Source organism: Caldivirga sp. MU80, assembly GCF_001663375.1.
Taxonomy (GTDB): Archaea; Thermoproteota; Thermoprotei; order Thermoproteales; family Thermocladiaceae; genus Caldivirga.
Window position 1 is genome coordinate 48,112 of record NZ_LCTF01000005.1, and the last position, 21,328, is coordinate 69,439.

Annotated in this window: 27 protein-coding genes; 7 read left to right on the top strand and 20 right to left on the bottom strand. The window is 50.5% G+C overall.

Features of this window, described 5'->3' with window-relative positions; translation table 11 throughout:
* Position 1 precedes the first annotated feature (1 nt).
* From AAX04_RS02345 to AAX04_RS02365, 5 genes are all read right to left on the bottom strand, one after another.
* The gene (locus tag AAX04_RS02345; protein WP_066793427.1) at positions 2-1,000 is read right to left on the bottom strand and encodes an acryloyl-coenzyme A reductase; all 999 of its coding nucleotides are present in this window, start codon (positions 998-1,000) and stop codon (positions 2-4) included.
* 109 nt (positions 1,001-1,109) lie between these two features.
* Positions 1,110-2,906, bottom strand: a complete 1,797-nt coding sequence (locus AAX04_RS02350) for an ABC transporter substrate-binding protein (protein ID WP_238377764.1) — start codon at positions 2,904-2,906, stop codon at positions 1,110-1,112.
* Positions 2,825-3,226: a hypothetical protein gene (locus tag AAX04_RS12335; protein ID WP_238377765.1), complete on the bottom strand. Its 402-nt coding sequence runs from the start codon at positions 3,224-3,226 to the stop codon at positions 2,825-2,827. The genes AAX04_RS02350 and AAX04_RS12335 overlap by 82 nt, the downstream gene beginning before the upstream one ends.
* Before the next feature lie 123 nt (positions 3,227-3,349).
* Positions 3,350-4,612, bottom strand: coding sequence for a molybdopterin molybdotransferase MoeA (locus AAX04_RS02360; RefSeq protein WP_066793433.1), 1,263 nt, complete (start codon positions 4,610-4,612; stop codon positions 3,350-3,352).
* Between the two features lie 63 nt (positions 4,613-4,675).
* Positions 4,676-5,488, bottom strand: coding sequence for a molybdenum cofactor guanylyltransferase (locus AAX04_RS02365; RefSeq protein WP_066793435.1), 813 nt, complete (start codon positions 5,486-5,488; stop codon positions 4,676-4,678).
* Positions 5,489-5,579: 91 nt separating this feature from the next.
* Between AAX04_RS02365 and AAX04_RS02370 the strand changes: the two genes are divergently transcribed.
* The 4 genes from AAX04_RS02370 (at position 5,580) to AAX04_RS02385 (ending at position 9,009) form a co-directional block, all read left to right on the top strand.
* Positions 5,580-6,191, top strand: a complete 612-nt coding sequence (locus AAX04_RS02370; protein WP_066793438.1) for a FumA C-terminus/TtdB family hydratase beta subunit — start codon at positions 5,580-5,582, stop codon at positions 6,189-6,191.
* A 53-nt stretch (positions 6,192-6,244) separates the two neighbouring features.
* Positions 6,245-7,126, top strand: coding sequence for a fumarate hydratase (locus tag AAX04_RS02375; RefSeq protein ID WP_066793440.1), 882 nt, complete (start codon positions 6,245-6,247; stop codon positions 7,124-7,126).
* 132 nt (positions 7,127-7,258) lie between these two features.
* Positions 7,259-8,110, top strand: coding sequence for an aldo/keto reductase (locus AAX04_RS02380; RefSeq protein WP_066793442.1), 852 nt, complete (start codon positions 7,259-7,261; stop codon positions 8,108-8,110).
* 35 nt (positions 8,111-8,145) lie between these two features.
* A complete protein-coding gene (locus AAX04_RS02385; RefSeq protein ID WP_066793444.1) occupies positions 8,146-9,009 on the top strand; it encodes an S-methyl-5'-thioadenosine phosphorylase in 864 nt (287 codons plus the stop codon).
* Here AAX04_RS02385 and truD read toward each other — a convergent pair.
* Both truD and AAX04_RS02395 read right to left on the bottom strand, forming a co-directional pair.
* The gene (truD, locus tag AAX04_RS02390) at positions 9,006-10,349 is read right to left on the bottom strand and encodes a tRNA pseudouridine(13) synthase TruD (RefSeq protein WP_066793446.1); all 1,344 of its coding nucleotides are present in this window, start codon (positions 10,347-10,349) and stop codon (positions 9,006-9,008) included. The genes AAX04_RS02385 and truD overlap by 4 nt on opposite strands.
* 40 nt (positions 10,350-10,389) lie before the next feature.
* Positions 10,390-11,268 carry a hypothetical protein gene (locus tag AAX04_RS02395; RefSeq protein WP_156519659.1) on the bottom strand — a complete coding sequence of 293 codons (879 nt, stop codon included), beginning with the start codon at positions 11,266-11,268 and terminating at the stop codon, positions 10,390-10,392.
* 112 nt (positions 11,269-11,380) lie between these two features.
* On the opposite strand from AAX04_RS02395, the gene AAX04_RS02400 reads away from it, so the two are divergent.
* Both AAX04_RS02400 and AAX04_RS02405 read left to right on the top strand, forming a co-directional pair.
* Positions 11,381-11,791: a hypothetical protein gene (locus AAX04_RS02400; RefSeq protein ID WP_066793450.1), complete on the top strand. Its 411-nt coding sequence runs from the start codon at positions 11,381-11,383 to the stop codon at positions 11,789-11,791.
* Between the two features lie 11 nt (positions 11,792-11,802).
* Positions 11,803-12,567, top strand: coding sequence for a hypothetical protein (locus tag AAX04_RS02405; protein ID WP_066793453.1), 765 nt, complete (start codon positions 11,803-11,805; stop codon positions 12,565-12,567).
* Here the strand turns inward: AAX04_RS02405 and AAX04_RS02410 are convergent, their stop codons facing one another.
* The 7 genes from AAX04_RS02410 to AAX04_RS02440 form a co-directional block, all read right to left on the bottom strand.
* Complete coding sequence (locus tag AAX04_RS02410; RefSeq protein WP_066793456.1) at positions 12,568-12,771, bottom strand: DNA-directed RNA polymerase subunit N; 204 nt, start codon at positions 12,769-12,771, stop codon at positions 12,568-12,570. It abuts the gene before it with no gap.
* 23 nt (positions 12,772-12,794) lie between these two features.
* Entirely contained in the window at positions 12,795-13,976 is a 1,182-nt protein-coding gene (locus AAX04_RS02415) for an anhydro-N-acetylmuramic acid kinase (protein WP_066793459.1), read from the bottom strand.
* Between the two features lie 266 nt (positions 13,977-14,242).
* On the bottom strand, positions 14,243-14,686 hold the full coding sequence (locus AAX04_RS02420) for a 30S ribosomal protein S9 (protein ID WP_369818401.1): 444 nt from the start codon (positions 14,684-14,686) through the stop codon (positions 14,243-14,245).
* Between the two features lie 71 nt (positions 14,687-14,757).
* Positions 14,758-15,603 (bottom strand): undecaprenyl-diphosphate phosphatase, encoded by an 846-nt coding sequence (locus AAX04_RS02425; RefSeq protein ID WP_066793462.1) that lies wholly within the window; start codon positions 15,601-15,603, stop codon positions 14,758-14,760.
* 21 nt (positions 15,604-15,624) lie between these two features.
* Positions 15,625-16,422: a metallophosphoesterase family protein gene (locus AAX04_RS02430; RefSeq protein ID WP_066793465.1), complete on the bottom strand. Its 798-nt coding sequence runs from the start codon at positions 16,420-16,422 to the stop codon at positions 15,625-15,627.
* Between the two features lie 3 nt (positions 16,423-16,425).
* Positions 16,426-16,869 carry an SRPBCC family protein gene (locus AAX04_RS02435; RefSeq protein ID WP_066793469.1) on the bottom strand — a complete coding sequence of 148 codons (444 nt, stop codon included), beginning with the start codon at positions 16,867-16,869 and terminating at the stop codon, positions 16,426-16,428.
* Positions 16,870-16,933: 64 nt separating this feature from the next.
* A complete protein-coding gene (locus AAX04_RS02440) occupies positions 16,934-17,545 on the bottom strand; it encodes a phosphoribosyltransferase family protein (protein ID WP_066793472.1) in 612 nt (203 codons plus the stop codon).
* 148 nt (positions 17,546-17,693) lie between these two features.
* Between AAX04_RS02440 and sfsA the strand changes: the two genes are divergently transcribed.
* A complete protein-coding gene (sfsA, locus tag AAX04_RS02445) occupies positions 17,694-18,389 on the top strand; it encodes a DNA/RNA nuclease SfsA (protein WP_066793475.1) in 696 nt (231 codons plus the stop codon).
* Positions 18,390-18,399: 10 nt separating this feature from the next.
* Here the strand turns inward: sfsA and AAX04_RS02450 are convergent, their stop codons facing one another.
* From AAX04_RS02450 to AAX04_RS12340, 6 genes are all read right to left on the bottom strand, one after another.
* On the bottom strand, positions 18,400-18,678 hold the full coding sequence (locus AAX04_RS02450; RefSeq protein ID WP_066793476.1) for a hypothetical protein: 279 nt from the start codon (positions 18,676-18,678) through the stop codon (positions 18,400-18,402).
* A complete protein-coding gene (locus AAX04_RS02455) occupies positions 18,659-19,822 on the bottom strand; it encodes an MFS transporter (protein ID WP_066793535.1) in 1,164 nt (387 codons plus the stop codon). Before AAX04_RS02455 ends, AAX04_RS02450 begins: the two co-directional genes overlap by 20 nt.
* A 38-nt stretch (positions 19,823-19,860) precedes the next feature.
* A complete protein-coding gene (locus tag AAX04_RS02460) occupies positions 19,861-20,385 on the bottom strand; it encodes a hypothetical protein (RefSeq protein WP_066793479.1) in 525 nt (174 codons plus the stop codon).
* Positions 20,386-20,500: 115 nt separating this feature from the next.
* Positions 20,501-20,839, bottom strand: coding sequence for a hypothetical protein (locus tag AAX04_RS02465; protein WP_238377766.1), 339 nt, complete (start codon positions 20,837-20,839; stop codon positions 20,501-20,503).
* Positions 20,836-21,162, bottom strand: coding sequence for a winged helix-turn-helix domain-containing protein (locus AAX04_RS02470; RefSeq protein ID WP_238377767.1), 327 nt, complete (start codon positions 21,160-21,162; stop codon positions 20,836-20,838). The genes AAX04_RS02465 and AAX04_RS02470 overlap by 4 nt, the downstream gene beginning before the upstream one ends.
* Positions 21,155-21,301: a hypothetical protein gene (locus tag AAX04_RS12340; protein ID WP_238377769.1), complete on the bottom strand. Its 147-nt coding sequence runs from the start codon at positions 21,299-21,301 to the stop codon at positions 21,155-21,157. The genes AAX04_RS02470 and AAX04_RS12340 overlap by 8 nt, the downstream gene beginning before the upstream one ends.
* Positions 21,302-21,328: the final 27 nt, after the last annotated feature.

The following is a 21,328-nucleotide window of genomic DNA, read 5'->3' on the forward strand; positions in this document are numbered from 1 at the left end:
TTTAGGGCACTAGAAGCACCTTACCTATCCTCGACCCAGATTCAAGCATCCTCAACGCCTCGGCGAATTCCCTCAGTGGGTACTTGGCGGCCACCACTGGTTCAATGGGCCTAACCTTAACAATGCCGAAGACGGAGGCCACATCACTCCTATTGGCCGCTGCGTTACCGAGTATCATTATGTCCTTTAGTATTGTGTAACCCAACCTCAATTGGTAGGTTTCATCAGGGTTAACGTTGCCTATGAGAAGTAGCCTACCACCAGCCCTAAGGCTCCTGATGGATTCGCTAATGGTTGGCGTCCCCACGGCCTCCACAACAACATCGACTCCGCCATTAAACCTCCTCTTAACCTCCTCACTGAACCCTGAACCAACTATGATGTCATCGGCGAATTTGCCAAGCACCTTGGCCTTCTCTTCACTCCTGGTGACCGCAATGACCCTAGCCCCCATTGCCCTGGCCAATTGAACTGCATGAACCCCAACTCCACCACTGGCCCCAGTGACCAGCACTGTCTCGCCCATGTTTAGGTTAATCCTCCTAAATCCCCTGTAGAGCATGGCTAGGACGCATGGGGTTAACACCGCCAATTCATCACTAACCCAGTCTGGTACCTTAACCAGTGAGTTACCCGTAACCCTGGCGTACTCGGCGAAGAACCCATCCACCTCCTCACCGAAGCTTAACCTATTCCTGCAGTAAACCTCCTCACCCCTAAGGCACATGTCACACGTCCCATCGATGCTGTGGAGTATTGGAACAACCCTATCCCCCCTACTAAACCTAGGGTCCCTAGACTCCTCAACAACACCAACCACCTCATGCCCAAGCACCACTGGGTAACGCATCCTTGGGTAGTAGCCCCTAAGTTGAAGCAGGTCCCTATAACACAACGCCGCATATCTAATCCTAACCAGGACTTCACCAGCGTTGAGACTAGGCATGGGGATATCCCTAACCTCAAACCTACCCTTACTGGTAACCACAACAGCCAACATACACCTAAGGGGCACCAACAGCACTATTTAAGTACTATAAAGATATTTATATGGAAGAGGTGGAAAAGAAGGAATGTTTTTAATAATCTATAATTGATATTTAGGTTAACTATCTCCTCCTCAGTGCTATTAAAGCCACCACAGCCGCAACCACTATCACCACTACTATTATCCCCACTATAGCCAGCGTGCCTATCACAGGCTTCGTCACTGTTACAGTGGTCACCACCGGTGTTGCTGTGGTTACCGTCGTGGTTGTGGTCACCGGCACGGTTGTGGTTGTAGTTGTAGCGGTTGAAATGGTAGTGGTAGTGGTGGTTACTGTCGTGGTGGTCACGGGAACAGTGGTTGTGGTAACCACGGTAGTGGTGGTTACCGGCACCGTGGTTGTTGTGGTGACCGAGGTCTTGAATGATATGTGGGTTAACAGCGCATACCAGCCTGGTGTTGAATGCTGCTCTAGGTTAATCCATATTGATGAGTCATTAACGGGCCAGTTAATGTACTTAGTGTTAACGAAGACTACGCTAACGGACCAATCCAACTGTATGAACCATGGGTACTTGTTAATACCCCACATGGTGTCCGCTATGCACTGGAAGAGCCTCGGCGGCGTCACGGCCTGGTAGCACACCTGGGCCAGGCTCACTGAGGTGCCGTTGGGGAGCACTATCACGTTATCCCAATGGGTAATGTTATACGTGGCTGTTGGGCCCGAGAAGTAGCCGCTCTCCGGGAAGAATGACGGTATGTAGGGTGAGTACGAATCACTGTAGTAGGCGAAGAATAGGTCATACTGCCCCTTCTGAACAATAGTCCTATACTCGGAGCTTGGGAAGGTGACTACCGTTGTAGGTATTCCGAAGCTTGTTAATGCGTTAGCTATCTCATTGGCGAGCGTGAGTTGCGGTGGAGCGGCACTTGACGATATGTATATTGTTAGTGCGAATTGTGTGCCGTTTGGAGTGTACCATATGCCATTCACCTTCTTAAAACCAACGGACTCAAGCAACTGAGCAGCTAGGCTTGGGTTATAGGTGTAGTTGACGTAGGCCCACTCAGGGCCCAGTGAGGCCCAATACTTACTCGTATTAACCAACCACTGCTCGTAGTACACTGGGTTTAGGCCTACCTGAGGCATTGGTGAGGGCAGTATTAATGGCCCATAGGCAGATTGGGCCAGCTCAGTCCAGTTCACCGCATAGTAGATAGCCTGCCTAACCTGGGTAATCCTCAACCACGGATTAAGGAAGTTGAAGTAAAGCGCATCACCACCGAAGGCCGGGTAGATGTACATCTTAATGTACGGGTTGCTTAGTATTTGGGGCAGCAGGGTTGGTGATAACGACGTGCCGCCGGTTTGCCAGTAGCTGAGCTTACCCGTGGCCAATGCTGCATACACCTGGGCCATTGAGGCGTATTGGTAAAGCACTATGTATTGGACCGGTATTTGATTTGCAGCGTAGAAGTACGGATTCTTACAGAGTAGGATGTACTCAGGTGTTACATCGCACACGTAGAATGGGCCATTGTAAAACGCCATTGATGGCGAGTAGGTGGGCTTAAGCGTGAATAATTCGTTAATTAGACTTGATATGTTGTGTTCAGCTGATGAAGCCACTGATGGCGGGCCGAAGTTATATAGGTAAACCTGCGAGTAATTAGCCGTGGCAGCTTCAACTAAAGGCTTCCAGGCACTGTAAGACCAAACTAAGGCAACCCCACCCCAGTCCAGGGTCCCAAATAAATCATCAATCACGTTACCCGGTGATGTTGGAGGTAGGTAAAATCCACTAGGCACCATGAAGGCGCACGTTGTATCGTTTATAATGGTAAGGTTACCAGCCATATCATCAACCAGACCCAGCATGAGGTTTGTCGCGTAAACGTCATTGCACGTGACCAACTCGCCATTATTCCACCCAGTGTGCCTAAGGTTGAATAGAACCTCAAGGGTGCCGTTGGGTAGAACCGTCCAGTTCCACCAGCCAGGTCCGGGACCATGGTGTTTGATGTTATATTCAACGAAGCCAGGAAGTCCTGAACGAGACCGTAGGTGGCTAACCCACCGTGGAAGATGTTGGGGTTGTACACGGACATACTCGTGATCGGTGGACTCTCAATTATGAACATGTACAGGGTGTTGTAGGGTGTTATGTTGTATTGCTGGGCCCTCAAAACTACCTCAGAGCCGATGGGGTTGACTATCGTGAGGTAGCTGACCAAGACTATTACCAGCAATGAGCCTTATTGAAGCCTTCATGCACTAGGCTTATTAGCCTAGATATATAAACTTTATTCAAATGTTTATACTAAAAACGTAATTACTAATATATAGCATTACATTGTTCATCGCTTAACTTTAGTAGTTTCCTTAAGTAGAATGAGTTCAACTAGCAACCCCTCCTTAGCCTCATTAACCCATGGCGGGATGTTGACCAGTGCATCGGCTTCAGCTAATGTTGATGTGAAGGAGCTGCCCGTGATCCTTATGGGTTTAACCACGTAGCCCTCATCACCAAGCTCAACCTTAGCCCTAACCTGCCTCCAGAGACCCCTACCTGGCTCGGTTGACCCAGCAAGCTTACCGTAGACCCTTGGTATCGGTATAGTGCTAGTTATACCAAGCATAGACTCCACGAATGGTTTAATTAACAGTGTTAGGGCGTTTAACGCACTTATGGGATGGCCACTAACGCCGAAAACCACACGGCAATCGTCGAACACGGCCACTGTTGATGGCCTACCTGGCCTCATTTTAACCCCCCTTACGTAGTACCTAGGCCTTAGTGATGTTATGACCTCGTGCACGTAGTCGATGTCACTTGGGCCTGTCCCACCAGTTATGATGACTATGTTGGATTCCACCAGGGCCCCCTTAACTGACTCCATTATTTCACCGTAGGAATCCTTAACGATAACATGCCTCAATACCGTTAGGTAGGGCATGTAGTTGCCCATGAACCACTTAACCAGTGAGCCCGTGCTCTCAATAACCTTACCATTCATGAACTCCCTCAACGCCTCCTCCGGGGTGTTTGGCCTAACCAACTCACTGCCCGTGGATATTACCGATACCTTGAGTCTACTGTAGAACCTAGCCTTAAAGACCCCTGCCTCAAGCAGCGCCGACATTATGTATGGGGTCAAAACAGTTCCCTTACTGGCCAGTACTTGGCCCCTCCTCGCATATGAGCCGGGTTCATCAATGTTCTTGCCCACCGGGTAGGCCTTGCTGACGGTGATTAAGTCACCGTTAACCGTCACGTCCTCCTCTGGGACAACCACATCAGCACCCCTTGGCAGGTAAGCGCCGGTCGTTACGTAGTAGGCCTCACCCTTACCCAAAACGCCACTCGGCACCTGCCCTATCAACACAGACCCCACTACCTTGAATGTGCCAGGCGTCTCACTTGACCTAACGGCGAACCCATCGTAGGCTGCCCTTGGCATTATCGGTGTGTCGAAGGGTGCAACCACGTCGTCCGCTAGGACTAGGCCCACCGCATCCCATAGGGCCAACTCCACGGTGCCTGGGTTACACCTGGGTGCATTACCCAGCACCTCGTCTAGGTCGTGTAGCGTTATGTACTTATCCTCATGTAGCCTCATTAATTCTAAATGCTTATTAGTGCTTTTAAACCAGCCGTGGCCATTTTTTAGTCATGCATTTAACTACTTCTCAACGCCAATGGAGTTAAGTATCATGTTGGCCATAGCCCCAAAGCCCCTACTCAAGTGTTCAAGGTCCTTTAGGGCATGGGCGGCCAGTGTCATTATGCCCTCACGCACGTAAACCTTAACCTCACTCCACAACTCCTCCTCAGGGTCACTCATACCGTTAAGTACCCTTAGTAGGGGTGGTTCACGCCAATTGAGTTCCTTATCGCTGGTGAACACTATGGGTCCGCTTAGGTTGAAGCCCATTAGGTCGCTTCTCCTGTTAACGTTGAGGAAGTAGGTTAACCTTAATCCATGGCTTAGTGGGCTTAGGAACTTAACAGTGCTTGAAAGCCTAAACACGTCGCTTAGCCGCTCCCTACCGTGATTGGCGATGATATCCATAATCCCTCTAAGCAGGTCTGAGTCAACTCTGAATAAGTGGGTTTCAACAAGCCCATTGGGCATTACGAAGACTGACAATGGGCCATTATCCATGAGTGCCTTGAAGACGTCGACAGTCACGTTGGGTGTATCGCATGGTGAAAAAACCAACACACCACCCAGTGTGGATGCCGAATCCACCCCAGCCAACACACCCCTAAGCCGCTCACTATCCTTAATCACCCTTAGGCCCATTTTAACGTACTTCTCGTAGTTAACCCCAGCCGCTATGACCACGTTGTTGAAGATTGTCGCCTGCCTAATAATCCTCATTATCATGGGCTCCCCGTTAAATGGGAATAGGCACTTATCCACGCTACCTGAATCGCCAAGTTGAAACCTCCTCGACCCCCCACCCGCAAGGATGACTAACGTCGACTCCATGCCTGGCTATAGGTATATGGCGCCGCTTATAAGCAGCACCCTCATGCCGGCTGGGCATAAAGCTTATTTGTAGGTTAAGGTGCAGGTGGTTATGGCAATCTATCACCTAAAGACCCCCATCAGTGACCAGGACGTTGAAAGGTTAAACATTGGTGACACGGTTTACGTCAGCGGAATCCTAGTCAGCGCCCGTGACGCAGCCCACGTTAGGATGGTTGAGGCGATTAGGAGGGGTGAGGCCCTGCCTGTTGACCTAAGGGGAGGTGTCATATACCATGCAGGCCCCGTTGCTGTCAAGGAGGGTGAATCCTGGAGGATAATAAGCATGGGGCCAACTACCAGTGCCAGGATGGAGGAGTTCGAGCCGGAGGTCATTGAGAAGCTTGGGGTTAAGCTGGTGATAGGGAAGGGGGGCATGGGGTCCAGGACCACCGAGGCCATGAGGAGGTTTAAGGCGGCATACTTGATATTCACTGGTGGTGCAGGTGTATTGGCTGCCAGAGCCATTAAGAGGGTTTTGGGGGTTCACTGGCTTGACTTAGGCGCAGCGGAGGCTATGTGGATTCTTGAGGTTGAGGAGTTCGGCCCATTAACAGTGATAATAGACTCAAAGGGCAACAACTACTACGAGGACCTGAGGAGGAAGGCTAGGGAGAGGGTTGATGAGGCGGCCAGGGAGGTGTTGGGTAGTGTCCCACGTTAACGCCGTAGGTGAGTTAGGGGAAGTCTTATTAATGCTGGGGGGTGAAGTGAGGCATGCCGGTTAAGCTTGAGGATGCCGTTAAGGAGGCGGCTAAGGAGATAGTAAAAATGGCCAGTGTGTCCCCGGCCCTTGACGTCAAGAACGCGATTAAGGGTTCACTTAACATTGAGACCCATGAACCCAGTAGGGTTCAGTTAAATGCAATACTCGAGAACATTAACCTAGCTGAGAATTACAAGGCTGCAGTCTGCCAGGACACGGGGGTGCCTACATTCTTCATAAGGCTTGGTGACGGCTTCCCAATTAGAAGCAGGCTACTTCAAATATTAACGGAGGCTGTTAGGGAGGTCACTAAGGAACTACCCCTCAGGTCAAACACTGTTGACCCGGTTAGTGAGAAGAATAGCGGCGACAATACTGGTCTTGGGGTACCTGTCTTCGACATCGAACTCTTCGACGGTGATTACCTTGAAATGGTCTACACGCCGAAGGGTGGTGGAACAGAGCTACCCAGCAAGGCATTCGTGATACCACCCGGTAACGCCTGGGAGAAGCTACCTAAACTAGTGCTCGATGCCGTTGTTGACGCAGGTCCAATGCCCTGCCCACCCGTCATTGTTGGCGTTGGTATTGGGCCGTCGGTGGACGTGGCGGCTAAGTTGGCTAAGAAGGCTGCTGTGCTTAGGCCCATCGGCTCAAGGAACAGTAACCCAGATGTGGCTAAGCTTGAGGATGCGCTTCTAAGGGCTGTGAATAAACTGGGCATAGGTGCGCATGGCACTGGCGGCGTGGTCACGGCGCTTGACGTCCACATTGAATACGCCTATAGGCACCCAGCCACCTTCGCCGTGGGTATAGTGTTCTCCTGCTGGGCAACCAGGAGGGCGAGGGCTATTGTTCACCCCGACGGTAGCTTTGAGGTTAGGCCCCAGTGATCGGCTACCTATTTACGTAAATGTAATGCATATTTTTACTTATAAATTATACATGAGCTCAACGTCAATCCCATTAAGGATTTAGTAACCATAACGGTAAGTGTTATTAATCCAAGCTTCAGGGAGGCGCTCATGGAGATGGAGTATAAGACCTTTAGGGGGAATTTAAAGATGCCCGTGATAGGCCTTGGGACGTGGGGAATAGGGGGTGGTTACTGGACCCCTGACTGTTCGCGTAAGGCTGAGTGGGTTGCCCTATTGAGAAGGGCCATTGAGTTTGGGTATAGGATGTTTGATACCGCCGAGATGTATGGTGGTGGCTGTAGTGAGGAGATTGTTGGGGCCGCCGTCTCCAGCTCCGGCTTACCTAGGGATGAATTCTTCATCATCAGTAAGGTTTGGCCTAACCACGCTTCCTACAATGACGTCCTTAAGAGCGCTAAGAACAGTGTCTCTAGGCTTGGAACCTACATCGACCTCTACCTACTCCACTGGCCCAGTAGGGAGGTTCCAATCTCCGAGACCATTAGGGCCTTTGAGAAGCTCATTGATGATGGCTTAATTAAATTCATGGGTGTTAGCAACTTCGACTCAAGGCTACTCATGGAGGCCATGGGCGCTGCTAAGAAGCATGAGGTTGTTGCTGATGAGGTTAAGTACAATCTTTCAGATAGGTTTGTTGAGAGGGATTTAATGCCAGTGGCCGTGAGGGAGAACATAGCCATAATAGCCTACAGCCCATTGGGCACAGGTTCACTGCTAAACCCATCATCAAAGGGCTTTGAGGTGTTGAGTAGAGTAGCCTCAAAGTACGGTAAGACACCGGCCCAGGTGGCCCTAAACTGGCTAATAGGTAAACCAAACACAGTGGCCATACCCAAGGCCACTAGTGAAAAGCACCTAAGGGAGAACCTGGAGGCATTGGGGTGGAGGTTAAGCCAGGAGGATGTGGAGCAGTTGGAGCAGGCATACCCAATAACTTGAAGTAACACTTAAAACACGAGTATCAAGGGCTCGGTGTGAGGTTGATTAAACTATCCGGTGAGGGCCTATCCTCAGGTGAAGTCAGTGAGGGGGAGCTTGGTGGTGTTGGTAAGCCATACGTTGCCGTTATAGGTGGTTCGGGGCTTTACGACCCAGGCATCTTCGAGGAGCCCGTTGAGGTGCAGATCCATACACCCTACGGCCTACCCAGCGATAACATTGTAGTGGGTAGGGTTAGGGGGGAGTGGGTTGCCTTCCTCCCTAGGCATGGACGTGGGCACAGGTACCCACCGCATAAGATCCCCTACAGGGCTAACATATGGGCCCTCAGGGCGTTGGGGGTTAGGGTGATACTCTCCATAAGCGCAGTGGGTAGTTTAAGGCAGGACTACGCCCCAGGCGACTTCGTCGTACCCGACCAATTCGTCGACATGACTAAGGGCAGGGAGTACACGTTCTACGATGGCCCCAGGGTTTGCCACGTTCAAATAGGCCTCGAGCCCTTCAACAACGACCTTAGGAGGCTGATTATAGAGACTGCCTCAAAGTACAATAGGACGCATGACTCAGGGTGCTACATATGCATTGAGGGGCCCAGGTTCAGCACTAAGGCTGAGTCCAGGATTTGGAGGGATGTCTACGGATGCGACATAATAGGCATGACGCTGGTACCCGAGGTTAACCTCGCCAGGGAGTTGGGCATGTGCTATGCGCTCCTGGCCATGGTGACCGACTACGACATATGGGTCCCCCACCAGCCCGTTACGGCTGAGTTGGTTGAGAGGATTATGGGTGAGAAGCTTGACTTGGCTAAGAGGGTTATGACCGAGGTCATACCCAGGATACCTAAGGACATACACGTTAAGTGCCAGGAGGCCCTGAAGGACGCGTGCATTTAGAAGGTTAACTCAGGGTTGCTCGGCTTCATGAACTCCCTAAGTAGCGTTGTGGCGTAGTTGCCCTTGGGCAGCCTGAAGATTAACCTAGCCTCATTGCCATTTATCGTGATCAACTTTATGATTGGAGCGACGCTAAGCCACCTAACCCCACCGGCCGTGGCTAACTTAGGCATTTCACTAACCCTGAAGTCGCTTGGCTCAACGCCCTCAGCCCTAAGCACGCTCAGCTCAAGCTCACCCTGAATTCCATTACTAAACCTGCTGCCGTAACCCACCAGGTGCCCAACAACCGTCGCCCTACCCCTGGCTATGGCTGAGTTAACCCTATCAACCATTGAACCCTCAACCCTAATCACGTTACCTGTGGGTAATCCATGCTCATCAAGCAGCATTATTAAGTCACCCTCAACAGCCCTATTAATCGGAATACCCCTACCAATCCTTAGGCTTAGGGCCTTGTTGAATAGGTAGGATTGGTAAGCCTCAACGTACAGTTTAAGTAGGTTCACCGGTAGCTTGCCTAGGGCATTCATGTAGTTGCCTGGGTCAGTCACCAGCTGCCTCAGGATTAGCCTCTCGGGTAGGTACTTTATGCTCCTTGGCATTAACTCAAGGGCCTTAGCGTAATCACCCCTACCAGCCAGCTCCCTAGCCCTCTTAACCACCTCATCCTCATGCGGGTAAGCCCTAGCCACTAGTTCGTTCACGGCACCTTCGAAGTCACCCAGCACAATCATTTTGCCGATTATGTGCGAGTTCGGCCTCCTCAACCCAAACCTCTGGTAGCCGTAGTATGACGGCAACCCCCTCTCCAACACATACCTAGTGACGCAGTCGAAGATTGACCCATCACCGTTAATGCCCCTAACCACAACCGTGAATTCATTACCCCAAATCTCCCTCGGCGTGAATGGCCTATCCATGGAGAAGTAGCCCATCACCTTAACCCTAGGCCCCAGGTCCACGCCACTTAACTGAGCTGGTGCAACACCCCTGATTGAAATAATCTGTGATGTGACTGCCCCAGTGTCCTTCAACCCGCCGTAGGATATGTCCCTAAGCCTAACATTAAGCCTCCTACTCAACATGAGGACTAGGCTTATTGTGTCGAGCCTCCTCTTCTCAACAACCACCCAGGTGTATGGGCCTGGCCTCGGCTCTACCCTTAAGGGCCCCTTACCCGTCAATGTTGATGGCACAACATCCCCGTTAACTAAAACCTCCTCAACGATGAAGTCCTCTGGGCTACTCCTCAACCTACCCCCAACTCCCTCACAGTCACTGATGTAGTACTCCATCCCCACTAATAGGTCCAGCTGCGCTGCTGTGTGCCTTGGCATTTGGGCAGTGGGCCTTATGCCACCGGTGAATTAAGGTTATCTACACGTCCACCGATAGACCCAGGCCGCCCAGCACCCTGCTTAACCCGTAGAGCATGGATGAGTATATTGCCATTGATACATCAGTAACCACGTTAAACTCCTCAAGCCTCCCACCTAGGTTGAATAGGTTTGTCCCGAGGGATAGGATACCCCTAATGTCGTTGATAAGCGATGGGTTTATTGATGCCGTTAGGTTCTGGGACGCCAGCCAATTGGCCATGGCCACGACGTATATTGGGGTTACGAGACCCAGCGAGAACAGTAAACCGCCAACCCACCTAACCTGCCTAATGGGTATTAGGCTGGCTCCAAGGGCCGCTAGCTGGGAGGCGTAGCTGGATATTATGGATAGGTAGTAGAGCATGTAGGTGTTCATTAAGGCCCACTCGGCCTGCCAGGTGAAGTACCTTGAGATGTCGTTGAGGTAGTAGCCCACCGGTGAGACGAAGGGCAGTAGGGTTAGCGTCACCTCAGCCACATACAACTGAGTCATTGACCTAATCAGGGCGTTAGCCATACTGCCGAACACCAATAAGGCGGCACCAGGGTTAATGATGGGTTCATTGGTGGTTAACTTAACCGTGACGCAATGGTATGGGTAAACCACTGAGCATTGAAGCTCATCAACACTGTGGGTTACATAACCCACCTTGAGGTTTAACCCACCCAGCACGATACCTATTAGCCTATCCTCATTACTCATCATTAAAACCGCCGCAATGTACATTAGAAATCCCATTAAGGTATCGAGAATGTGAACCTCACCCACCCTCCTCATCAATGCATTACCCCTACTTATCAGCACGTACCCATAGGCTATGTTTAACACTGCACCGAGCAGCGCAATACATGACCCATAGTAGCCTGGGCAAATCATTAAACTCACCAAGGCCCTGCACCCATGGGCCTACTGCAGGTAGGGTGATGGATAGGTTAACATCACCCTACCTGGACCCTAGTTAACTTAACCAAAAGCCCACACTGCACCTATGAGGAGTGGGTTAAGTAACATAGTCTGGACTATAATAGGGGTTGTGTTATCTGTAATAGTGGCGGCGATACTGTGGGTCTTCGTTTCAAACAGCATGGGTTCTTACAGCCAACTGCTTGTAAGCGCCAGTGAGGTGACCCCAAGTATGATACAGGCAACGGTGAAGAACATGGGCTTAGGCTCTGTGACTATACTGGGTTTTAACATAACTAACCAAGATGGGGGCCAAGTATCCTGTTACCTAACCAACGCATACGTCGATGGGGTGGCCGTGAGCTTAACGAACCCCATAGTGCTGAAGGGAGGTGACCAACTGGTGGTTGATGCAGAGGGCTCGGGCTGCGTCTACGCATACTACGTAATAGTGAAGACCAGTGATGGCTACTATAGCACTGTTGTGAACGCCTAAGGGGCTGGGCAATGGTTAAGGGGAGTGGTCAATTAAACCTATTCATTCTTCCATCATCACAACCGATAACTAGGGGTATAGTCACTTGGAGGTACAGCCCAAGATGCAGCTTAATGGGCGTAAACCTACCCCTAGAGGATGAGGATAGGTTAATAATAACCAGGCTGGCCCTAGAGTACGGCTTCATGGTTAAGTCAAGTAGCCTAGGTGACGTCAGCAACTTCATCAGCGGGTGTGAGGGTTTAGTATGCCAGGCGTTGAGGGTTGTTGACGTTGAACCCCCTGGCACATTAAACGGTGAATGCTTCACGGTACCAATACCACCCATTGAACCAACCTCCACGATACTCGGCTTAACACTGGCGTTACCGTTAACCAGGGTTATGAGGGGGCCTGTGGTTTACGAGGTCTTCAGCGACAGGTGGTTTAGGCTTAAGGACCTACTCCTATACCTCAAATTGAGGGGAGCCAATCTAAACATTTACACCACTCATAATGCAAATGAGGATGTATCCCTCTTCAACAGGGTGTTTAAAGGTAAAGGTAGGTTAAGTATTGAAGTACCCATTAGTAACAACAACAGTAGGCACTTAATTGAACGTATAGCCGGTAGGATTAGGGAACTGGCCGGTGGTGATGAGGTACCCCTTAGGGCTTTAGTGGACCTAGGGGTGCCTATTAATGATGTGAATAGGTTAATAATGTTTGGTGCCGCCCACCTTGAAGTGAGCAATGGTGTTCTTGTGCTTAGGCTTAACGATGAAGCTAGGAGGTAGTTACTTCTCGATTAGGCTATAGGGCAGTACCTGGTTAATCAACTCCACATGAGCCATTAGGGTCCTCCTACAGCAGTACCTCGTCACACCCAGGTCATCGAGGACCTTCTTAGGGTCTTCGCCGGCCAAGACCCTATTCTTAAATGGCTCCCATAAGTGGCCAAGAGGCTTCCCACAGGTCCAACACCTAATGGGCACTATCATTACCCCAACCTCAGCGTCAGTTGTTAATAAACCTTACCACAGGTTAATTTAAATGGGTTAAAGCCATCACACCTATCGTTGAATAGGGTTTGCCTAACCAACTCCCTATAGTTGCTACCCGGGATTATTTTACCCAGTAGTGCAGGTAAGCCGCCTGTGGCTGGTGTGTTACCGACCCTAAGATGAAGGGTCTCATTGGCGATTATTGCGAAGCCCAAGCCCTCCCTAGCCATATCATTGATCCCGTAATCCTCAAACCTCCTGAACTCGGCTACATCACTAAATAGGCCCCTTAGGTCATTCATCAGTACCGGGTTCCTTGATCCACCACCCCCAACTATGATCCTCCTTATCGGCCTTTTCACAAACCTCCTAACCTGGTCATGTATACTCTCCGCTGTGAAGCGTGTGACTGTTCTAACCAAGTCGTCGCCGCTGAATTCGCCTAGGTAAGGCATCACCCTACTCTTAACGTAGCTGAGTCCAAAGTACTCCCGCCCGGTATTCTTGGGTGGTGGTATTGAGAAGTATTCGTCGCTCATTAAGTCCAGTAGAAGCTTATCAATCACCCTGCCACGTGAGGCGTGCAAGCCATCCTTATCGTAGGGTTCCCCGTAAAGTAACTCTGTTAATGTATTTATCAGTATGTTGCCTGGGCCCGTATCAAAGGCTATTATGCAATCCTCGCCGACGTATGTTACGTTAGATATGCCACCGATGTTTATGGTTAATGTGCCTTCACCGAAGAGTATTGCATCACTCAATGCTATTAATGGTGCCCCTAATCCACCTGAGGCTAGGTCATTAGTCCTGAAGTCGTAGACGACGGTTTTATGCGTCATAGCGTAGAGCACTGATGCCTCACCTATCTGAAGGGTGCCATATTCCCTCCTACCCAGTGATGGCCCATGGTACACGGTGTAGCCTGAGTAAACTATGACGTCGTAATCGCTTGGCTCGTAATCCTTGGCTATGGAGTTAGCCAGGAACCTGCCTAATTCCCAGTGAACCCTACTAATGAATTCCGAGGTCACCTGGTTGAGTGAAGCCGCATGAATCATCATACTCCTTAAATCATTCGGATACGGATAGTAACTATACTTAAGTATCTTAAACCTGGTCCCTCTTCCACAACCCTCAAGCTCAATGAGGGATATGTCAGCCCCATCAGAGGAGGTACCGGTGACTATTGAGAGGAACCTCATAATGCAGCATACCTCATGAATTTTTATAAACACTGCAGTGTAGCCTGAACCAACAGCAATCTGACCATGCCCTAAGTAGTTGCTAACGTACAGTGAGGCGCAGTGAATTATAGTTCATCAAGGTCTTGGGTAAACTATGGATCTAGCCCACCGCGATGAACCGCTACGGAATCCAATGAGACTTGAGAAAGATTAGGCAAACGTTACTGTAATGTGCCCGGTATGTAAGGGTATCGTTAAGGTTAGGTTACTGTTAATGAGTAAGCTTACCTGTAGGCCTTCTGTCTCTTACTTCTAGCATGCTTTAGGCCTGGCTTCTTCGGCTCCGTCCTCCTCTCATCACCCTTAATCATGGTTGAATCGTACAGCATGTATAGGTCGAGTAATTCCTTGCTCTGGAAGTACTCCACAAGCCCCCTCGCTATGGCCATCCTGACGGCTGACGCCTGCCCCATGAACCCACCACCCCTAACCACCACGTCTATGTCAACCTTGTTGACCAGGTCCTTACCTGCAAGCATCAAAGGCTCCATCATCTTAAGCCTAGCCACCTCCATGGGCCATATTGTCAACGGCACTCCATTAACCCTAACCACGCCTGAACCAGGTTTAACCACAGCCCTCGCTATTGCCATTTTCCTCTTCCCAGTGGCTATAACAATCCTCCTACCGTTAACTTCCTGAACCTCCACGAATGGAATGGGCCTAATGGCCCTCTTCTCCCCCTCCTCAGCCACGCACCGCCATCCCCCGAGGCGTTAATAAGCTTTAGCTTGCGGCGTCAACCGAACCCGGTTAATATGCTTAAGACCCCGCTCACAATGGCTAATGTGCCCAGTGTTGCTGTTAATAGAATTATGTGCCTACTCCTGGCGAACCTAAGTAAAGCATCAATTAACACTAGACTCACAAGGGCAGCAACCACTATGGATACCAGTATTACATTCATGTTGACATCGGATATGAGGGTGTGGAACAAGTGCCTTGTGAATAAGGCAGGCACTATTGAGGCCCCTACGGCAGCTGGTATCATTGATATGAATGATAACCTGAAGGAATCCTCCGGGTTTAGGCCAAGTAGCAGCATCGTCGACACCGTCACGCCTGACCTACTGACGCCGGGGAGTGCCGCAATGCCCTGCACTGCCCCTATCAGTACCAGTTCCCATGTCTTTAACTCGTTCAGTCTTTTCCTTGGTACGTACCTTAACCTTGAGATGTATATTAGTAAAGCGTCGGCGATTAGTATTAGGCCGAGTATTATCATGGGTAACCCAATTCCAATACCCTTAACCGACTCAGCCACCGTTAGGTAGAGTGGTACCCCAACCAACCCGGTTAAGACCGTTATAATGATAACATACTTAAGCATCATGTAGTCATATGCGCTCCCCCTAAGCACCAGGGCCTTTAAGATACCCCAAACCTCCCTCCTGAAGTAGATCAAGGCCGCCAGAACCGTGCCTACTTCTAGAAATAGGCCAAGGGCATAGGCCTGGTTGAAGGTTAGGTGCAGTGCGTATATTGACGTTATCATTATCTGCGTCTTACTGCTTATGGGCAACCACTCGCTGATACCCTGCACAATACCGAGGGCCAGGCCATTCACAACATCCGCAATATTCATGAAAAGCCCATAACCCGACTATTAATAAGCGTTATTCCCATGGACGCTACCCAGGCTAACCTTGAGTTCACCATTGCTGCACCTGATCGTCACGTAGCCGAAGTGCGGCTTCATTACTAGGGCCTTTACCCATGACCCTGGATTAGCAACCTTAAGCTCACTGTTGAAGACGGGTACATGGGTGTGCCCACTGATGACCCAGTCATGGTCATTAACGTTGAGGATCCTCCTAAGCATCACCTCAAATAAGGGGTAGTTAAGTAGTTTAAGTGATATGAAGCTCAGTAACCCCGCCAATACGCCATCCTTAACTGCGTAGTCACCGTGCGTAATGTAGACGCTTCCTATGCAGTCAGGGTAACTTAGCCTTACGGCACCCTGCATCGCCACCACGGTCACGTTATTAACCTTCATGACGCTTACCCTATGGTTTCCATGGACCTCTGGGTCGTGGGATGATGAACTCATTAGGTAAAGAACCGTTAACCTAGCCTTAACGCGACTTAGCCCAAGTCTCTCAACTGCGTACCTAACCATAACACCCAGTTCAAGTTCGTCCCTGATTCTAATCCTGTAGTTAAACAAGTCACCCGCAATTACGAGGGTGTTGACGCCGTTAATCCTAGCCAAACTACCAATAATGCCTAGGTCCATTGGGTTGGCGTCTATGTGTAGGTCGGATAAGACCATAACTGCCCCTGAGTCAACTTTGAGGCTTGCCGTCGGTATGCCCTTAGTTAACCATGGTGAGTTGGTGACCAGGTAGTACAGTATGATGACCGCTGATGCTGAGGCTGCTACCAGTGCTGGTATATTCATGTGTTATTGTTCATGTGGCTGATTTAAGCTGCCTAGGCTTGCGGCATCGTTGATTAGCCTCGTTAAGGCGTTGATAGTGGCCTCCCTTAGCCTACTGACAAGCCATGACTTACGTATCAGTAGTGGTATGGTGGGGTTAATCATCCACGTGCTTACCACTTTATCACCGTTAACCTTAATCACGTGCCTACCCCTAAACGGCCCCCTTATGAAGTTGAAAACCACCGTTAAGTCGGCGTTAGACACCCTAACCAGAGCCTCACCTCTGTTGAATGGCCTCAGTAGGGTTAGGTTAACCAGAACCCTCAGGTAGGGGTCAGCCCTCTCAAGTATCTTAACATCTCTGTGGAGACGCCAGTACTTGGGCATGTTTTGTATGTTGCTTACAACACTCCATATGGCATCCGGCGGTACATTACTATTCATCTCAATGGTTAGCGTTATCATTTGTCAAACCACCTCCCCACGGGTATTAATGCTTTTTGCCAGGTTAAAGGGGTAGGAGGGCCGTTTACTCAACGAAGACTGGTAGCTCGCCTAGGTGCACGTAGTCCCGTTCATCAACCCATGGCCCCTCAACCCACACCACAGCCCTACAAACTACGTTAGCCCCAGCCATCCTCATTAACTCCTCAAGCGCCTTAATTGTACCCCCAGTGGACACCACATCATCAACAACGCAGACGTCCCTACCAGCCACCTGGGTTACCGACTGGGAGTCCAGTATCAGTAGTTGCCGCCCCCTGGTTGTTATTGAATTGACCTCAACGTGCATGTAGCAGCTCATGTAGGCTTTAACACCCTTACGGGCAACCACAAACCTAGGCAGATTAAGCTCCCTAGCTACCCCGTAGGCCAGGGCTATTGACTTAGCCTCCGGGGTAACTATGATGCTGGGTGAGTAACGCTCAATTAATCTGGCCAACTCCCTGGAGGCAGCATTAATGAATTCAACGTCACCCAGGACTAGCTCTGAGTCCGAGGCTATGTAGGCCATGTACTCGGCACCATTGACCTTGACCCTCCCTATGCTCACAATGGGCAGTAGCCTTTCTAAACCAGCAATCTTAACCCTATACGCCGGCTCACCATTATACTTAACAAGCCTCCTGTGCTCTAACATTAAGTGGTATTGCTTCAAGGGTTAATTAAAGTTACTCATAATTAAATGTATTCTTAAATACATTGTTTATATTATTAATTAAATTGCACCATTAGCTGCGTTCCACCTAAGGCTTAACCAGTTAAACCCCCTTGAGGTTGAATTATGCATGACTGGGTTGAACATAAGGCCACCTGACGTTGAGGGTGTGTTCGTTAGGAGGATTAACAGGTTCATGGGTGTGGCCGTGATTAACGGTGAGGAGTCGCTAATCCACATCCACGACCCGGGGCGCCTAGGCGAACTACTAAGGCCTGGGATTAGGGTTTACGCGTACGTTAAAAGTGAAGGTAAGGCTAGGTATTACCTAACGGCGGTTAGGGCTGGGGATGAGCTTGTCTTGGTGAACTCAGCTATCCACAACCATGTGGCGTCCTGGCTCATAGACAATGGCCTACTGCTCAAGGGGTATAGGGTGGTTAGGCGTGAGCCCAGGTTCCTTGACGGTAGGTTTGACTTACTGTTGAGGAGGATGGATGGCGTTGAGGCTATGGTTGAGGTTAAGGGGGTGACCCTGGAGGTTAATGGGGTTGCCAAATTCCCTGACGCACCAACTTCACGTGGGGCTAGGCACATGGCTAGGTTAATCGACGCCCTGAGGGCTGGGTTTGAGGCTCACGTGGTGTTTCTGGTGTTTAGGCGTGGTGCCAGGGTGCTTAGGCCCAACACCGAGCTTGATCCAAGATTCGCCAATGCGCTTAAGAAAGCTGTGGAGAGTGGGGTTAAGGCCTGGGCCTACAGGTTAACCCTGGGCGACGACTGGATGCTTAAGCCTGAGTGTGAACTGCCCGTGGAACTGCCTTAATTAGTAATGATTATTGACCCTGCTCCTCCTTGGTCACCACGTACTTCCTCAGGTAATACCTCACCTCTTCATTGAGGTTGTTGAGCGTGGTGTTGAGGTTTTCGTTGCTGTAGCCAGTGATCTTAATGAGGTTGTTCAGATATGATACGGCAGCTGAGAGTAACATTGTAAGCCTCTTGAGCTCCTCTGAGTACTCGTAGGCAAGTCTCTTATACCTAGCCAACTCACCCTCCCTCTCGGCACAGTACTGGGCCAGTCTCCTATACCTCTCATCGCAATTGACCTCCACCCACAACCACCCTCATTAGTAGTAGGCGGACTATTAGGAAGGCTGTGAATGAGCTTGCGGCTGCGAAGTAGTAGGCGTAGGAGTAGTGGAGTTGGTAGAGTAGCCCCATTATCGTGTTGGCTAGGAATATGCCAATACTCCTACCGAAGGACAGGAGCCCCATCCCCATGCCCATCCTCTCCTCCGGGGCTAGCTTCGACACTATCGTTGGTTCGAAGGTTTCCGTAGCGGCCACCGCAACGCCGAGTAGGAAGGCTGAAGGGTATATACCTGTTACGCCCATTGGTGAGAGTAGGGCGAAGCCCAGGGAGGCGAAAACACCGAGTAGGTAGCCTAGGTATGAGAGGCCCGTGTATTCGTTTACCCTGGACTTACCGAAGACATAGCCGAAGACTGCTGATGCGGCTAGGAAGACGCCGTAGGTGACCACCGCTAGGTAATCCTCGTGGGTGAACTCAGCCGTTGTTATAACTGGGAAGCCGAAGCTGTACTGGCTGAAGCCGAAGAAGAACGTTGACACCACAATCAGCCACAACGCCCTACCCAACCCCCTCAACTCCATGAATGAGGCTGAACCTGCGTTGGCATGATGCCCAGCGTTGACTAGGGCTATGAGAAGGGTCGACACCACCAGTGGCGCCGCTGATATTAGGAGTAGGTACTCCACTGGGAACTTCACGAAGAGTAGTATAGCCGTGTATGTTATTGACAATGCAGCCCCGGCTATGTCGAGTGCATGCAATATGCCGAAGGCCTCATTCCTCTCACCTGGGTCAGTGACCTCAGTCATCATGGCCCTCCTCGGCGGCGTCCTGAAGTTCCTAAACCACCAGCCAACCATGAATATTAGCAGTGCCTGCCACCAATACCTAGCGAATCCAAGGAGTGAAACCGATATTATTATGGCATTGCCGAGCACAGCCATCCTTCTCCTACCAAACCTATCACCAGCCAAGCCACCCAGGAACGCCATCAAGCTGCCTAGGCCGTAATTAATCGCCTCCGCAACCCCGTAAAGCCACATGGGGGCACCCAGGTAGAACACGAAGATGAGTGGGAACATTACCACCGCTGCCTGGTAGCCTAGGTCCGCGAAGAAGGCTGAGAACGATATTTTAAGAACCTCATTAAGGTTCCTCATAATGCGCCTAGCCAACATGGGTTTAAATGCCTTACCTTAACCTAAACCTTGCTTACCTCCCCTATATCCGTGTTGACGGCTTCGTAATGCTCCCTATACTTCAAAGCCTCTATATCGCAATTCACGAACCTACCCCTAGTCACCACAACCTCCCTGGCGTCCACGTTTATCAACGTCACGTCCTCACCCTCAACATGGTCAACATCTCCATGAACAACCTTAACCACCTTACCCGCAACCTTCTCAACATCAACATTAACCAAGGTAACCTCCTCACCCTCAACGGATTCCAGGTCGCTGTTCTCAATTCTAACCCGCCTACCCTTAACGACCTTAATGTTATCCGGTGGGTTTGTTAAGTTCACCTCCTCACCCTGCACCACACCACCCGCTGCCTCAACCGTATGCTTACCACCGCCCTTCCCGACGTTAACCCTGACAACTGAGCCACCGCCGCTTAGGTTTATGGTCACCACACCTAGGTTAATCCTCCTGAACCTACCACTCCTAATTGCCCTAGACCTACCGCTGAAGTACTCGTAATACCTGTCAAACCTCTCAGCCATTACCTCACCCTTAACATTTCCCTAATCTCACCGAGTAGCTGCTTCATCTCCCTGATTCTATCCCTAATCCTCTCCATAACCTCCTCATCACTTAACTCTGCGTATTTAAGCTCGCTCATTCACTCACCTTCTTCAACTCATCCCTAATGTCCTTAAGTATTGCGTTGACGTCGTCAAGCTCCTCCAGTAGCGCCCTAATGAACGCCCTATAGGTGTTCAACTGCCTATTCAAGGCGTTCACCTGCTCATCAACGCTGTCCAGCACTGGTACAAAGGCTACTATGGCCATGACGGCGCCCCAGAATATGGCAAGGGCACCCAGTATAGTGGCGGCTAGCAGGAAGGGCCATGAACCTATCTTGAAGGCCATGTAGAATAGGGCTATGGGCACCCCGGCACCCACCACTAGGCCGGATATCAGCATCACTGCTATTGAGGAGTACGGTAGCTTCACCTGTACCGCTCCGCCAAACGCTCCAGTAGCTGCCTGTCTATGACTAACCTGAAGTCCCTCACCCTGTAAACCTTCCTCAGGTGTGGCCTTGGCTGCTCCTCCACCACGTAGGAGCCCTCTATTAGGCCAGCCTCCTCCAGGATCTTCAGGTGCATGTGGGCTAGGGCGTAGGGTATGTGGAGTGACTGGGCCACGTCCTGTATGAACGTTGGGTTCTTCGCCAGCATTAGCAGTATCCTCACCCTTAACGGGTTTGACAATGCCCTCCCAACCCTCACCAGGTCCTCCATGGACTCCACTTTTAAACTCATAAACTCAACCATTCACCTCACCTCTAATTATTGCATACCTAGCTATTAAGATTGACGCTGAGGAATAAACAAGCAAACCCAGCAACCGTCTCTCCGGAGGCGGTGGTTTTTCCACCGTCTCCTTCTCGACGGTCTCCCTGGGCCCCCTCACCGTAGTGGCTCCCTCCCTGTCGCCGGG